The sequence below is a fragment of the bacterium genome (genome assembly GCA_035308905.1).
Classification (GTDB): domain Bacteria; phylum Sysuimicrobiota; class Sysuimicrobiia; order Sysuimicrobiales; family Segetimicrobiaceae; genus DASSJF01.
The window spans coordinates 1-13,761 of record DATGFS010000036.1; the positions used below are offsets into that span (position 1 = coordinate 1).

Below are 13,761 nucleotides of genomic sequence, written 5' to 3' on the forward strand. Positions count from 1 at the left end.
CCGGTGATGGGCGCGACGACGATCGGACGTTCCAGGAACCAGTCCCCGAAAAATCGACGCGAGAAGTACGCAAATCCGGCCAAGCACGCAAGAATAACAGCCGTTCCGATCGACATGATCGGTTCCCCCTTGGACACGGCACAGGCGCTTGCCCAGCGCGGCGGGTACAATACGCCTTCTTACCTGTGACTGTATCCGTACCGTCAGGGGACGGATATAGGACCGCCGTCCGATTTGCCGTCCGGCGGGTGCCGGATGGCACCCGGGCGGGCCGGTGCGTACTGTACAAGGGGAGAATGCCGGTCGGCGCTCGCGGAACATTCCGGAGGCGAAGCCGTGCTCGATACGCAGCGGTTGAACGAGATCGTGAAACTGGACCGCGATGACGTGTTCTCGCTCTCGCTGAACACGGACCCCAGTCTGGTCGAGCATCAGCGTCCGAAGCCCGCCTACCGGGTGTGGACGCACAACGCCGTCCAGCGGCTGGTCCGCCGGCTGGCGCCCGACGTGCGCCGGACCGCGGAACCCGCCGCGCAGCGGATCCTCGCGCATCTGGACGCCATGCCCCAGGAGGGCCGCGGGCTGGCGATTTTCGCCGGCCCGGACCTGTGGCAAGATTACACGCTGCCGTTTCCACTGCCCAACCACCTGACGTACGGAGCGCCGGACACGATCCCGCTGCTCTGGGCGATGCACGAGTACGCGCCGTACGCGGTCGTGCTCGCGTTCCACGACCACGCCCGCGTGCTGGTCGCGTATCTCGGACAGACCACCGCGATCGACGAGATCGATCTCGAGCTGGACACCGAAAAGTGGCGGTTCAAAACCGGCCGGATGGCGACGTCGACCCGTCGCAGCGGTGTCGGCGTCGGCCGCGGCATACAATCCAGCGCGTTCGAGGCACGCGTCCTCGCGCAGTACCACCGGTTTTGGCGCAACGTTGCCGTGGCGGCCGCGCGCACGCTCGCGGCGCGCGGGATTGACCGGGTTATTATCGGCGGAGATCAAGAGGCCGCCGGCGCGGTGTCCGCGGCGCTTCCCCGGCCGCTCCGGGAAACGGTGATCGGCACCGTGGCAATCCGTCCTCACGCTTCGCTCGCCGAGATTCAAGCCCGCACGCTCCCCCTCGCACTGGCGGATCGCCACGCCCGCGACCGCCGGCTCGTCCGATCGGTCGTCCAGGAACGGCGCGTGGGAGGCACGGCGATCGACGGAACAGCGGCAACCCTCGAAGCCCTCGCCGACGGCAACCTCCGCACCGTGGTCGCGAACCGGGACATGCGCGCCACGGCACGGGCGTGCGTGAGTTGCGGCGCCCTCGGCGTGAAACCGGGCCCGTGTGCCGCGTGTAGCGGAGACGTCCGGCGCCTCACGCTGCCGCAGGCGCTTCCGATGCTGACCCGGCAACATGGAGCGGCCCTGGAACTTGTGAGCGCGGACGCCGCTGCCCCGCTCGCCGACGGCATCGGCGGCCTGCTGCGCCATCCGTCCGCCGGCTCGGTGAATCTCCGACGCGGAGCGTAAGCTCTAGCGGTGGCCTGCCGCCAGCGGGACTTCGGGCTGAAATGTGGGGAAGAAGCTCGCGCCCGGCGGCCCCGTGATGCGAACGACCTCTGATCCGTCCGGCTTCATGATGCAGATCTGGTCCTGGCCGTCGCGGTCGGACGTGAAGGCGATCCACCGGCCGTCAGAACTGAAGGCGGGACCGAAGCTGATCCGCGGCCCTTTCGTCAACTGGGTGCGGTGACTGCCGTCCGCGGCGGCAACATAGATTTGCTCATCCCCTCGACCGCCCGCAGAGAAGGCGATGCGGCGGCCGTCGGGACTGAACGTCGGCCCGTGGCGCCCACCCAGCGGCCCGGCAAGTACCCTCTCCCGGGTCCCATCGGCGCGGATCGTCGCGAGCACGCTGCCGCCGTCCCGGACCGACACGAAGACAATTGTCCGCCCGTCCGGGCTATAGGCCGGCGAAAACGCGTGGGTCCGCGACATCATAAGCGGCGTCACACCCGCCCCATCCCGGTTCATGACGTAGATCTGCCAGATCCCGGAGCGGTTGGAGTCGAACGCGATGCGGCGGCCGTCGGGGCTGAACGCCGGCTCCGCGCTGTTTCCCGGAGGGCTCGTCAGAGGCACGGTGCCGGTGCCGTCGGCGTTCATCAGGTAGACCTGCCAGGTGCCGTCCCGCAGCGCCGGAAACGCAATCTGCCGGCCGTCGGGGCTGAACGCGGGCGCCGCGTTCGATCCCGTCCTGGTGAGACGGACAACGCCGGTTCCGTCGCCGTTCATCACGTAGATCTGCGTGGATCCGTCTCGGTTCGACGTAAACGCAAGGCGGCCCCCGAGCGGAGGCGCGATCGCAGCGCCGCCGATGGCGAGGACGGCGACGATTGCGCCGGCAAGCGTCTGAGAGAACGTGAACAATCTCACATAATCAACCGATGGTCGATGTGATTCCGATGGTGAAGCGGCTGCGGAACCTGCGACGCGTGCTGTTCACGCACGACCGTGCGCCGAACCCAGCCTATGCGGCCTTGTGTCTTGTCGGCGGGCCTGTTCGCCGGGCAAGGAGAACCTCGTCGAGTTCGCGCGCGCTCCTTATATCCTCCGTCACGTCCACACGCCGGAACAACGCCACCCCGATCGCAACGACCACCAGCACGCCCCAGATGACGAGAAAGGTCCACAACAGCGTGGACCCGAGCTGCCGCCAAAACGTGTCGCCGTACAGCTGAATCTGCTCGCCGAACCCCGCCTGACCCAGCCACGAGTCCAACATGATCCGGCACCCCCGGCGCCGTCTCGAGTTGTCACCCCAATCGTAGGCCGGCGGCCGGCGCCAGTCCTATCGGGCCGGCATCTTATTCCCCATCGGGCGACGCTCCGGTTGCCCGAATCGGGCCACCAGATCGTTGGCCCAAACCAAAAACCGCCCTCCGGCCAGCGGGTCGAGGCGTGTCATCTGCCCTCTCGTACGCGCCGGGTCGGCCCACCACCGCTCCACGGAATCGCCCAATTCGAGCGTATACAGCACGCGTGTCCCGGAGCCGGCCACGGCCGACGTCACGGTCGATATGTTGCGGACGTTCGCCGCGAGGTCAAAGCGGTCCGCGTACGACTCCAGCCAGAACCCCGCCCACGCCTGCGGGTACGACTGGTACACGAGCACGTCCAGCCCCGCGCGGGCCAGCTCCCCGTAGTCGATGCCGTGGCCGCGCGACTCGGCCGCGGACATCCCCATCTGATCGTAGGCCAAAAGCACGCCCCCGCCCGCGTGGACGGCGCCGGCGACCGTCCGGTAGAACGCCGTCCACTCCGGAATCGTGCCGGCGAGATCGTCGTAGAGATCGGGGTCCCAAATGCTGCTGAAACCGCAGAAGCCGTCGCCCAGCATCAACCCGTCGAAGCCGAAAGCCTCCCGCACGCGCTCGTACTGCCTCGCGATGTACTCGGCGTAGGTGATGCCTTCGCGCCGGAGCCGGACGAACGGATAGAGCTGGCTGCCGAACGGCATGTGCCGTAGCTCAGGGTGCGCGCGAACCCAGGCCGGCCGGTGGTGGAATCGCCAGCCCCCGTAGTTCCAGAAGCCGATCGCGACCTTGATCCCCTGCGCGTGCAGCCCCGCGACCACGGCTCGCACGTCCTCGTGCGTCGTCCAACTGCGCAGCGGACCGTGGCGGTCGAGACCCGCGGGGCGGCGCGGGTCGTACCCGCTGAAGGACAACACGAATTGCGGGTCGCGGTCTTCCATGATGACAAGACCCTCGAGACCCTCCAGGCGGGGCAGCGGCCGCGGGAACGCCCCGAGATCCACGCACGCCCACGTCCGGCCGTCCGCGACGTCGCGCAGTGAAAGACTGGACGGCCGGTGGCTCCGCAGCGCACGGCGAAACAACGCCCGGATCAGGTGGTAAGGCGGACGGACGACCCGCACGATACCTGCTGGTACCGTGCAGCGCCGGCGACCTCCTCCGGAAGACGCCCGGCGGGCCGAACCGGCCGCGGCGGCGCCGGCGAGGCCGGCCCACCCGGCCCTTCCTTACGTCGCGGCGAGCTACGGCTGGACCGCGAAGATCCCCACCTTCGGCTGCACGAGCCGGGCGAAGTCCTCGTATGTCATCGTCACGACGAGGTCGTGCGTGCCCCCGTTGAAGATGATCACGGGATCGCGCGTCAAGCCGCGATCCACCAGGACCGGGAGATGATAGAGGTTGCCGAACGGCGGCATCGCGCCCGCTTCGCAATCCGGGAACGCGCGCAAAAACTCGCTCTCCGTCGCCAGCCGCGCGTGCTTCGCACCCACGGCGCGCCGCACCCACGGCACGTTGACCCGCGAGGTGGCGGGGACGACCACCATCAGCAGATGGTCGTCGGCGGTGACGAGCACCACCTTGGCCACCAGATTCCCGGGCACGTGCTCTTCCTGCGCGAGCTCCTGCGCCGTGTACCGTGGGGCGTGGCGGGCGACCTGATACGCCACCCCCGCCATGTCGAGGTACTCCCTCAGGCGGTGCAGGCAGGGCGCACCGAGCGTGGCGAGACCTCTCGACTCGATCTCGGTCATGCGGCTCACCTCCTCGAAGTTCCCGGGGGACAGTCCCCCCTTACACGATAGCCCCGCCTCCTCGCGGGGCCCATCCGTTGCGCAGCCGATTCAGGATCAGGCGCGCGTCTCATGGCGCCGCGGCCGCGCCGGCGGTACCCTAAAGACGAACGGGATGACACAGTGGGGACCGGGGTGATGGGCATGCTCGTGCGCGATCGGATGACGAGTCCGGCGATTACGACGCGACCCGACACGGAGACCAGCGCGGCGCTCAAGACTATGTACGTCCACAAGGTCCGGCGGCTGCCGGTCGTCGATGAACGGGGTACCTTGATCGGCATCGTGACCCAACGGACGCTCTACGAGCGCGGCAAGGCGTCGACTCCGGTGGCGGGCCTGATGACCGCGTCCCCGTACACGACGGCGCCTGAATCACCGATCGTGGAGGCGGCCGCCAAGATGCGCGCCCTCGGATTCGGCGCGCTGCCGGTACTCGATCACGGCCGGCTCGTCGGCATCATCACCGAAAGCGATATCTTCGACGCGTTTCTCGAACTGCTCGGCGCGGGGCGCACCGGAACGCATCTGGTCGTACCGATCGCCAACGTGGCGACCGGCGTGCGGTCCGTGCTCGACGCGCTGACCCGCGCGAAGGCGCCGCTCAGCGGCCTGGCGACATACGTCGACCGGCACGGCCCGGCGGCGGTGCTGACCGCGGACGAGCAGGACCCGCGGGATCTCGTGCGCGCGCTGCGTGAGGCGGGCTTCGAGCCGTCGGAGATCAGCGTGCAGAAGACCGCCGGCGTCTAGGCGGTCGGCCGGCAGCCTTACTCTTTGCGGATCAGCAGCACCGGCGCGGGCGTCGTGCGCACCACGCCTTCCGCGGCGCTGCCGAGCAGCAGGTGGTCGAACCCGTGCCGCCCGTGGGTGCCCATGACGATGAGGTCGGCGGACCACGCCTTCGCCTGGTTCACGATCACGTCGGGGATGCGTCCGCCCTCGTCGATGAGCTCGGTCGCCGCGGTAATTCCCGCCGCGCGCGCCTGCTCGGCGGCGCGGGCGACGAACGCCTGCCCTTCCCTGCGCCAGCGCTCCGCGATCTCTTCCACGTACATCCCCTCGTACAGAAGATAGAGCGCCTGGGTGTCGAGCACGTGCAGAATCTTCACCTCCGCACCCTGCTCCTTGGCCAGTTGGAGGCCGTGGGCGAGCGCGGCGTCGCTTGAGGCGCTGCCGTCGATCGGCATCAGGATGCGGTGATACATGGCCCTGGTTCCTCCCCCTGATGGGCGTCGGCCCGTCGGGATATGATCCGAGCAGGAATTACGCTGCCTGCCTGATGGCACCTGTTCCCCGCCGCGTCTACGATGAACGGGGCCGCGGTCACGGCCCGGGAGGACGCCACGTGCAGCAGGCGGTCTTGACGCTGACGAACGCCGTGGGACTCCATGCCCGCCCGGCGGCGAAATTCGTGCAGACCGCCGTCCGGTTCGCCTCCGCGATCACGGTCCGCAACGCCACGCGGAACGGGCCACCGGCGGATGCCAAAGGCATCCTCGGCGTGCTGGGCCTCGGCGCCGAGCATGGACACCTGATCGAAGTCTCGGCCGCCGGGCCGGACGAGGCGGAGAGCCTCGCGGCCCTGCGCAGGCTCGTCGAGTCGGATTTCGGAGAAGATTCGTGACAGCCTCCCGGCTGACGGGGCTGCCCGCCTCGCCCGGCATCGTCACCGGCCCGGCCTGGCGGTACGAGCGCCGGCGCCTCGAGATCACGCGGCGCACCGGGGACGGGACCGGTGCCGAACAGCGGCGCCTCGACGCCGCCCTGTCGGCCGCGGCGGCGGATCTGGATGCGGTGGTCGAAGAACAGCGGACGCGCTTGACCCCCGAAGTGGCCGCGATCTTCGAGGCGCAGCGCCTGATGCTGGCGGATCCGGACCTCCTGGCGCGCAGCCGCCGGGAGATCGCCGGAGGCGCGTCGGCGGAGGCCGCGTGGCGGGCAGGAATCGAACACGCCGCGGCCGCGCTGGAAGCCCTGCCGGGCGCGGTGTTTCGCGCGCGCGCCGGCGACGTCCGCGACGTCGGCGACCGGGTGCTGCGGCTGCTCCTCGGAATCGCCGAGCCCGCGCCGGCGCCCGGCGGGCCGGCGGTCATCGTCGCGGAGGATCTTACGCCGTCGGACACGGTCGGCCTCGCGGCGGGCCGGTTGCTGGCGCTGTGCACGTCGGGCGGCGGTCCGACCTCGCACGTCGCGATCCTGGCGCGGCGGCTCGGCGTGCCGGCCGTGGTCGGCCTCGGCGCCGCTCTTGCCGCGGTCGAGACCGGCGCGACGCTGCTCGTCGATGGGGACCGGGGCGTGGTCGTCGTGACGCCCGATCCGGCCGAGATCGCCGCCGCGGACACCGAGCGGGCCGCCCGCGCGGCCGCCCGCGCCCGTGCGGACGAGCGGGCCGCCGAGCCGGCCGTCACACGCGACGGCGCGCGCATCGAAGTCGCCGCCAACGTAGGAAGCGTCGCCGACGCGGAGGCGGCGGCCCGGGCCGCCGCCGACGGCGCCGGCCTGGTGCGCACGGAGTTTCTCTATCTCGACCGCGAGACCGCGCCCGACGAGGACGAGCAGGTGGCGGCGTATCGCGCCATCCTCGACGCGCTGCCCGGCAAACCGGTGGTGGTGCGAACCCTCGACGTCGGGGGCGACAAGCCCCTGCCTTACGTGCCGCTGCCGTCCGAAGCCAATCCGTTCCTCGGGCTGCGCGGCGCGCGCGTCGCGCAGCGCCACCCCGACCTTCTGCGCCGACAGCTGCGCGCGATCTTACGCGCGGGCGCCGGCCGGGCGATCCGGATCATGTTCCCGATGGTCGGCGCAGTCGAGGAGATGCGGGCGCTGCGCGGGGTTGTGGACGACGTGCGCCGCGGTCTCGCGCGGGACGATCGTCAGGACCGCACCGATCTCCAGATCGGCATGATGGTGGAGGTGCCGTCCGCGGCGCTTCTGGCCGACCGCTTCGCGCCGTGGGTCGATTTCTTCAGTCTCGGCACCAACGATCTCGCGCAGTACACGATGGCCGCGGACCGCACGAACGCCGCGGTCGCCGCCCTCGCCGACGGACTCGAGCCGGCGGTCCTGCGCCTGATCCAGATGACGGCGGAAGCCGGCGCCGCCGCCGGCAAGTGGGTCGGCGTCTGCGGCGAGCTGGCGGGGGACACCGCGGCAGTCCCGGTCCTGATCGGCCTGGGCGTCGTCGAGCTGAGCATGAATCCCCCGGCGATCGCCGCGGTGAAGGCCGAGATCCGCCGGTGGACCATCGCGGACGCGCGGGACGTCGCCCGGCGGGCACTCGCGCTCGACAGCGCGCGCGCCGTTCGCGCGCTGCTCGCGGACGCGGGCGCGCGGTCCGGCCGCTAGGTCCGGCGCTCAGCCGGAGCGGGTATCGGGCCGGGAGCGGACACCCAATCGTCCGGGCGCCCGATGTGTCGGCGCGGCTCCATCCGGCATAGTGGGAGCATGCCGCGGCCGATGGTCACGATTGACGGAAACGAAGCGGTCGCCTCGGTCGCCTACCGGGTCAACCAGCTCGTCGCGATCTACCCGATCACCCCGGCGTCGCCGATGGGCGAGCTCGCCGATGAGTGGTCGGCGCAGAGCCGGCCCAACATCTGGGGGACCGTGCCGCAGGTAATCGAGATGCAGTCGGAGGGCGGCGCGGCCGGCACGGTCCACGGGGGGCTGCAGGCCGGGGCCCTCACGACGACGTTCACGGCGTCTCAGGGCCTGCTGTTGATGCTCCCCAACATGTACAGGATCGCCGGCGAGCTCACCGCGTTCACGATGCACGTCGCCGCGCGGACCGTGGCCACGCACGCCCTGTCCATCTTCGGCGATCACTCGGACGTCATGGCCTGCCGCCAAGCCGGCTTCGCCATGCTGTGCTCCGGATCGGTGCAGGAAGCCCACGACCTCGCCTGCGTCGCGCACGCGGCGACGCTGCGCTCGCGCGTGCCGTTCCTGCATTTCTGCGACGGGTTTCGCACGTCGCACGAGATCGCCAAGATCGAGCTGCTCACCGACGACGATCTCCGCGCGATGCTGCCCGAGGAGCTCCTCCGCGCGCACCGCGCCCGGGCGCTCACGCCCGACCGGCCCGTGCTGCGCGGGACCGCCCAGAACCCCGACACGTTCTTCCAGGCGCGCGAAGCGGCCAACCCGTTCTACCGCGACTGCCCGGGCCACGTGCAGGACGCGATGGACCGGATCGCCGCGCTGACGGGACGGTCGTATCACCTGTTCGACTACGCGGGACATCCCGAGGCCGAGCGCGTGATCGTGGTGATGGGGTCGGCGGCCGAGACGGTCCACGAGACGGTCGACTGGCTGGCGGCGTCCGGGGAGAAGGTCGGTGTCGTCAAGGTACGGCTGTTCCGGCCGTTTTCGGCGAGCGACTTCGTCGCCGCCCTCCCCCGTACGGTCCGCGCCGTCGCGGTGCTCGATCGAACCAAGGAGCCCGGCGCGCTCGGCGAACCGCTCTACCTCGACGTGCTCGCCGCGCTCAACGAGGTCCCCCTCGCCGCCCACCCCACGGTCGTCGGCGGGCGGTACGGCCTCGCCTCCAAGGAGTTCACGCCGGCGATGGTCGCCGCGGTGTACAGGGAGCTCGCCGCGCCGGCCCCGCGCCGCCACTTCACGATCGGCATCACGGACGACGTGACGGGCCTGTCGCTGCCGTTCGACCCGGACGCGGACATCGAGCCCGGCGACGTGACCCGCGCGGTCTTCTTCGGGCTCGGCGCCGACGGCACCGTCGGAGCGAACAAGAACTCCATCAAGATCATCGGTGAGGAGACGCCTCACTACGCGCAGGGCTACTTCGTCTACGACTCCAAGAAGTCGGGGGCCGTGACCGTCTCGCACCTGCGCTTCGGACCCCGGCCGATCCGGTCCGCGTACCTCATCCGCCGGGCGAACTTCGTGGCGTGCCACCAGTTCGCGTTTCTCGATCGCTACGACGTGCTGCGGTACGCCGCGCCGGGGGCCGTCGTGCTGCTCAACGCGCCGTACGGACCCGACGAGATCTGGAGCCGGCTGCCGCGCGAAGTGCAGGCCGAGGTGGTGGACCGGCGCCTTCGGCTGTACGCCATCGACGCGCTCGACGTGGCGCGCCGGGCCGGCATGGGCGGCCGCATCAACACCGTCATGCAGACCTGCTTCTTCGCTATTTCCGGCGTGCTGCCGCCGGACGAAGCGATCGCCAGGATCAAGACGGCGATCCAGGAGACCTACGGGCGCCTCGGCGACGAGATCGTCCGGCGAAACTGGGAGGCCGTGGACGACACGCTCGCCCATCTGTACGAGGTGCGCGTGCCGCAGGGTGCTTCGGCGGGCCGGGCGCGGCCGGAGACGGTGCCGCCGGATGCGCCCGAGTTCGTCAGACGCGTCACGGCGGCGATGCTGAGTCAGAACGGCGACCTGCTGCCGGTCAGCGCCTTCCCGCCGGACGGCGCCTGGCCGGTCGGAACGGCGAAGTGGGAAAAGCGCAACCTCGCGCAGGACATTCCGGTCTGGGATCCCGCGATCTGCATCCAGTGCAACAAGTGCGTGTTCGTCTGCCCGCACGCGGTCATCCGCGCCGCGGTCTACGAGCCGCGGCACCTCGACGGGGCGCCCGCGTCGTTCAAGGCCACCGGCTATCGCGGGCTCGACTTCAAGAATCACCAATACACCCTCCAGGTCGCCCCGGAGGACTGCACCGGCTGCGGCCTCTGCGCCGCGGTGTGCCCGGTCAAGGACAAGGCCAACCCCAAGCACCGGGCTCTCGACATGGCGCCGCAGGCGCCGCTGCGCGAGACGGAGCGCGAGAACTGGGCGTTCTTCCTCACCCTGCCGGCGCCCGATCCCCGGCGCCTCAAGCACGACGTCAAGGAATCGCAGTTCCGCACGCCGCTCTTTGAGTTTTCCGGGGCGTGCGCAGGCTGCGGCGAGACGCCCTACATCCGGCTGCTGACCCAGCTCGTCGGCGACCGCGTGCTCATCGCGAACGCGACCGGATGCTCGTCGATCTACGGCGCCAACCTGCCGACCACACCCTATACCGTCAACCGCGACGGCCGCGGGCCGGCGTGGTCCAACTCCCTGTTCGAAGACGACGCGGAGTTCGGCCTGGGGTTCCGCCTCGCGGTGGACCAGTTCGTCCGGGAGGCCCGCGGTCTGGTGGAGCGCCTCGCCCCGCGGCTGGGGTCCGACCTCGCCGCGGAGCTGCTCGCGGCGGACCAGCCGGACGACGCCGGCGTCGCGGCGCAGCGCGCGCGGGTCACGCGGGTGCGCGAGCGTCTGGCAGATCTCGACACGCCCGAGGCGCACCGGCTCCTCGACCTCGCCGACTATCTCGTGCGCAAGAGCGTCTGGGTCGTGGGCGGAGACGGCTGGGCGTACGACATCGGCTACGGCGGCCTCGACCACGTGCTGGCGACGGGCCGCGACGTCAACGTCCTCGTGCTCGACACGGAAGTGTACTCGAACACCGGGGGACAGCAGTCCAAAGCCACGCCCCGCGGGGCCGCGGCCAAGTTCGCCTCCGCCGGCAAGGCTACGGCGAAGAAGGACCTCGCGCTCCTCGCCATGACCTACGGCAACGTCTACGTCGCCTCCGTCGCCTTCGGCGCCAAGGACACCCAGACGGTCCGGGCGCTCGTCGAGGCGGACACCTACCCCGGGCCGTCGCTCGTCATCGCCTACTCGCCGTGCATCGCGCACGGCTACGACCTCGTGCACGGCCTGGAACAGCAGAAGCTCGCGGTCGAGTCCGGGTACTGGCCGCTGTTCCGCTACGATCCGCGCCGGATCGCCGCGGGGCTCAACCCGCTGGTCCTCGACTCGCCGCCGCCGAAGATCGACCTGCCACGCTTTCTCTACAACGAGGCGCGCTTCCGCATGGTGGACGGCATGAACCGCGGGCGGGCGCGGGAGCTGCTGGCCCTGGCGACACAAGACGTGCAGCGGCGCTACCGGCTGTACGAACAGCTCGCGGGACTCCACGTCCGGCCGGCGGACGGGGCGTCATCGGTCGGGGCGTCGGCCACCCCAGCCGGCGAGAAGCCGGAGGCGGCATCCGCCGCCGGCGCCGCCGACGACTAAGGAGCGGGCGATGGACCTTTCTACGACGTACCTCGGAATGCCGCTGCCGCATCCGCTGATGCCCGGCGCGTCGCCGATGGCCGACGACCTCGACACGGTGAAGCGGCTCGAGGAGGCAGGGGCCGCCGCCATCGTCATGCACTCGCTGTTCGAGGAGCAGATCGTGGAGGAGCAGGTCGCGGCCCTCCACTTCGACGTCCACGCGGAGTCCTCGGCCGAGGCCCGCTCCTACTTCCCCCGGCCGCACGACTACGCGCTCGGCCCCGGCCAGTACCTCGAGCAGATTGCCCGCATCAAGGCGGCGGTCCGCCTGCCCGTGATCGCGTCCCTCAACGGCACCACCACGGGCGGCTGGATCGAGTATGCCCGCCGGATCGAGGAGGCCGGGGCGGACGCGCTGGAGCTCAACGTCTATCACGTTTCGGCGGACCCGAACGAGACCGCGGCGGTGGTCGAGGGCCGTCTCGTCGATATTCTTCGCGCCGTGAAGCGGTCCGTCGCCATTCCGGTGGCCGTCAAGCTGTCGCCGTTTTACTCGGCGCTGGCGCACCTCGCCGGCGCGCTCGACGCGGCGGGCGCCGACGGGTTCGTGCTCTTCAACCGGTTCTACCAGCCCGATATCGACGCCGCCGCGCTGGAGATCGTGCCGACGATCGAGCTGTCGACGAGCGCGGAGCTGCGCCAGCGGCTGACGTGGCTGCCGGTGCTCTCGCACCAGGTACGGGCGTCGCTCGCGGTCAGCGGCGGCGTGCACACGGCGCTCGACGCGATCAAGGCGGTGATGGCCGGCGCGCACGCGGTGCAGATGGTCTCGGCGCTGCTGCTGCGTGGGCCGCGGTACCTGCGCACCGTCCGCCAGCAGATGGAAGTCTGGATGGAATCCCACGAGTACATCTCGCTGCGCCAGATGCAGGGCAGCATGAATCTGGCGCGCTGCCCCGACCCCGCCGCGTTCGAGCGCGGCCAGTACATCCGGCTTCTGCAGGGCTGGGCGCCCGCGGGACGGTTCGGCGCGAGACCTCGCTAGCGGCGCGCCTGACCCGTCGCCGTGCCGGCCTCTTCCATCGCCGGCGTATACCGCCCCTCGCGGGCGGCCGAGACGAGCCGCGCGCGATGGAGGAACGCCTGCTGCGCCGCCTGGACCGCGGCCGGGGACCCCCGCCACGCGTCCATCGCGGGCTGCTGCAGCGCGCGCGCGAACGAGAAGCTCAACGCCCACGGACGGGGCCCCGGCACCGCGTTCATCGCGTTCAGGTGCTGCGTCGCGCGCTCCGGAGTCTGACCGCCCGAAAGGAACATCACGCCGGGCACCGCCGCCGGCACCGTGCGGCGCAGGCAGCGCACCGTCGCCTCCGCGACCTCCTCGACACCCGCCTGCCGCGGGCACTTCGCTCCCGAGACCACCATGTTGGGCTTCAGCAGCACCGCCTCGAGCACGACGCGCTGGTCCCGCAGCGACCGGAACAGCCCGTCGAGCGCCGCTTCGGTCGCGTCGAAGCACTGCTCGATCGTGTGGCTGCCGTCCATCAGCACCTCCGGCTCGACGATCGGGACGATGTCGGCCTCCTGGCACAACGCCGCGTACCGCGCGAGCGCATGCGCGTTTGCATCCAGGCAGTACCGGCTCGGCCGCCCCTCCCCGATCTGGATCACGGCCCGCCACTTCGCAAACCGCGCGCCGAGCCCGCGGTAGTCCGCCAGGCGGTCGCGGAGTCCGTCGAGGCCTTCCGTAACGAGCTCTTCGGCGGCGCCGGCGAGCGGCTTCGCTCCGGCGTCGACCTTGATGCCGGGGACGATCCCGGCTCGGACGAGAAGCTCCGGAAACGGCGTGCCGTCGTCCGACCGCTGACGGACCGTCTCGTCGTAGAGGATCACGCCGCTCAGGATCTCGGCGATACCGGGCGTGGTGAAGAGCAGCTGCCGGTACCGCCGGCGGTTCTCCGGCGTATTCTCCACACCGATCGCGCCGAAGCGCTTCCCGATCGTACCGTGACTCTCGTCCGCGGCCAGGATGCCCTTGCCGCGCGCCGTGAGCGCCCGCGTCGTCTCCACCATCGCGTCCAGGTTCATCTGCCGTCACCGCCTTG

General features: G+C 70.6%; 13 protein-coding genes. 7 read left to right on the forward strand and 6 right to left on the reverse strand.

Features of this window, described 5'->3' with window-relative positions:
* Together VKT83_11525 and VKT83_11530 are read left to right on the forward strand one after the other, a co-directional pair.
* On the forward strand, positions 1-189 hold a 189-nt coding region (locus VKT83_11525; protein HLY23084.1), incomplete at its 5' end, for a hypothetical protein.
* A gap of 147 nt (positions 190-336) precedes the next feature.
* On the forward strand, positions 337-1,524 hold the full coding sequence (locus VKT83_11530; protein ID HLY23085.1) for a VLRF1 family aeRF1-type release factor: 1,188 nt from the start codon (positions 337-339) through the stop codon (positions 1,522-1,524).
* Positions 1,525-1,527: 3 nt separating this feature from the next.
* Here the strand turns inward: VKT83_11530 and VKT83_11535 are convergent, their stop codons facing one another.
* From VKT83_11535 to VKT83_11550, 4 genes are all read right to left on the reverse strand, one after another.
* Positions 1,528-2,430: a hypothetical protein gene (locus tag VKT83_11535; protein ID HLY23086.1), complete on the reverse strand. Its 903-nt coding sequence runs from the start codon at positions 2,428-2,430 to the stop codon at positions 1,528-1,530.
* Between the two features lie 94 nt (positions 2,431-2,524).
* Positions 2,525-2,779, reverse strand: coding sequence for a hypothetical protein (locus VKT83_11540; protein ID HLY23087.1), 255 nt, complete (start codon positions 2,777-2,779; stop codon positions 2,525-2,527).
* A 66-nt stretch (positions 2,780-2,845) separates the two neighbouring features.
* Positions 2,846-3,934 carry a hypothetical protein gene (locus VKT83_11545; protein ID HLY23088.1) on the reverse strand — a complete coding sequence of 363 codons (1,089 nt, stop codon included), beginning with the start codon at positions 3,932-3,934 and terminating at the stop codon, positions 2,846-2,848.
* A 120-nt stretch (positions 3,935-4,054) separates the two neighbouring features.
* Positions 4,055-4,564 carry a YbaK/EbsC family protein gene (locus VKT83_11550; protein ID HLY23089.1) on the reverse strand — a complete coding sequence of 170 codons (510 nt, stop codon included), beginning with the start codon at positions 4,562-4,564 and terminating at the stop codon, positions 4,055-4,057.
* A 162-nt stretch (positions 4,565-4,726) separates the two neighbouring features.
* On the opposite strand from VKT83_11550, the gene VKT83_11555 reads away from it, so the two are divergent.
* Complete coding sequence (locus tag VKT83_11555; protein HLY23090.1) at positions 4,727-5,356, forward strand: CBS domain-containing protein; 630 nt, start codon at positions 4,727-4,729, stop codon at positions 5,354-5,356.
* Positions 5,357-5,373: 17 nt separating this feature from the next.
* Here VKT83_11555 and VKT83_11560 read toward each other — a convergent pair whose 3' ends face one another.
* Complete coding sequence (locus tag VKT83_11560) at positions 5,374-5,811, reverse strand: universal stress protein (protein ID HLY23091.1); 438 nt, start codon at positions 5,809-5,811, stop codon at positions 5,374-5,376.
* Positions 5,812-5,951: 140 nt separating this feature from the next.
* Between VKT83_11560 and VKT83_11565 the strand changes: the two genes are divergently transcribed.
* From VKT83_11565 to VKT83_11580, 4 genes are all read left to right on the forward strand, one after another.
* Positions 5,952-6,230: an HPr family phosphocarrier protein gene (locus VKT83_11565; GenBank protein ID HLY23092.1), complete on the forward strand. Its 279-nt coding sequence runs from the start codon at positions 5,952-5,954 to the stop codon at positions 6,228-6,230.
* Entirely contained in the window at positions 6,227-7,951 is a 1,725-nt protein-coding gene (gene ptsP / locus VKT83_11570) for a phosphoenolpyruvate--protein phosphotransferase (protein ID HLY23093.1), read from the forward strand. Before VKT83_11565 ends, ptsP begins: the two co-directional genes overlap by 4 nt.
* 111 nt (positions 7,952-8,062) lie before the next feature.
* On the forward strand, positions 8,063-11,674 hold the full coding sequence (gene nifJ / locus VKT83_11575) for a pyruvate:ferredoxin (flavodoxin) oxidoreductase (protein ID HLY23094.1): 3,612 nt from the start codon (positions 8,063-8,065) through the stop codon (positions 11,672-11,674).
* Positions 11,675-11,684: 10 nt separating this feature from the next.
* Positions 11,685-12,701, forward strand: coding sequence for a dihydroorotate dehydrogenase-like protein (locus tag VKT83_11580; GenBank protein HLY23095.1), 1,017 nt, complete (start codon positions 11,685-11,687; stop codon positions 12,699-12,701).
* Here VKT83_11580 and VKT83_11585 read toward each other — a convergent pair.
* On the reverse strand, positions 12,698-13,744 hold the full coding sequence (locus VKT83_11585; protein ID HLY23096.1) for a class I fructose-bisphosphate aldolase: 1,047 nt from the start codon (positions 13,742-13,744) through the stop codon (positions 12,698-12,700). The two genes, VKT83_11580 and VKT83_11585, sit on opposite strands and share 4 nt — an antisense overlap.
* Positions 13,745-13,761: the final 17 nt, after the last annotated feature.

Coding starts and splice junctions, on each gene's coding strand:
- VKT83_11585 (HLY23096.1), bottom strand. CDS start 13,744: ATGAACCTGGACGCGATGGTGGAGACGACGCGGGCGCTCACGGCGCGC.
- VKT83_11580 (HLY23095.1), top strand. CDS start 11,685: ATGGACCTTTCTACGACGTACCTCGGAATGCCGCTGCCGCATCCGCTG.
- VKT83_11550 (HLY23089.1), bottom strand. CDS start 4,564: ATGACCGAGATCGAGTCGAGAGGTCTCGCCACGCTCGGTGCGCCCTGC.
- VKT83_11560 (HLY23091.1), bottom strand. CDS start 5,811: ATGTATCACCGCATCCTGATGCCGATCGACGGCAGCGCCTCAAGCGAC.
- nifJ (HLY23094.1), top strand. CDS start 8,063: ATGGTCACGATTGACGGAAACGAAGCGGTCGCCTCGGTCGCCTACCGG.
- VKT83_11540 (HLY23087.1), bottom strand. CDS start 2,779: ATGTTGGACTCGTGGCTGGGTCAGGCGGGGTTCGGCGAGCAGATTCAG.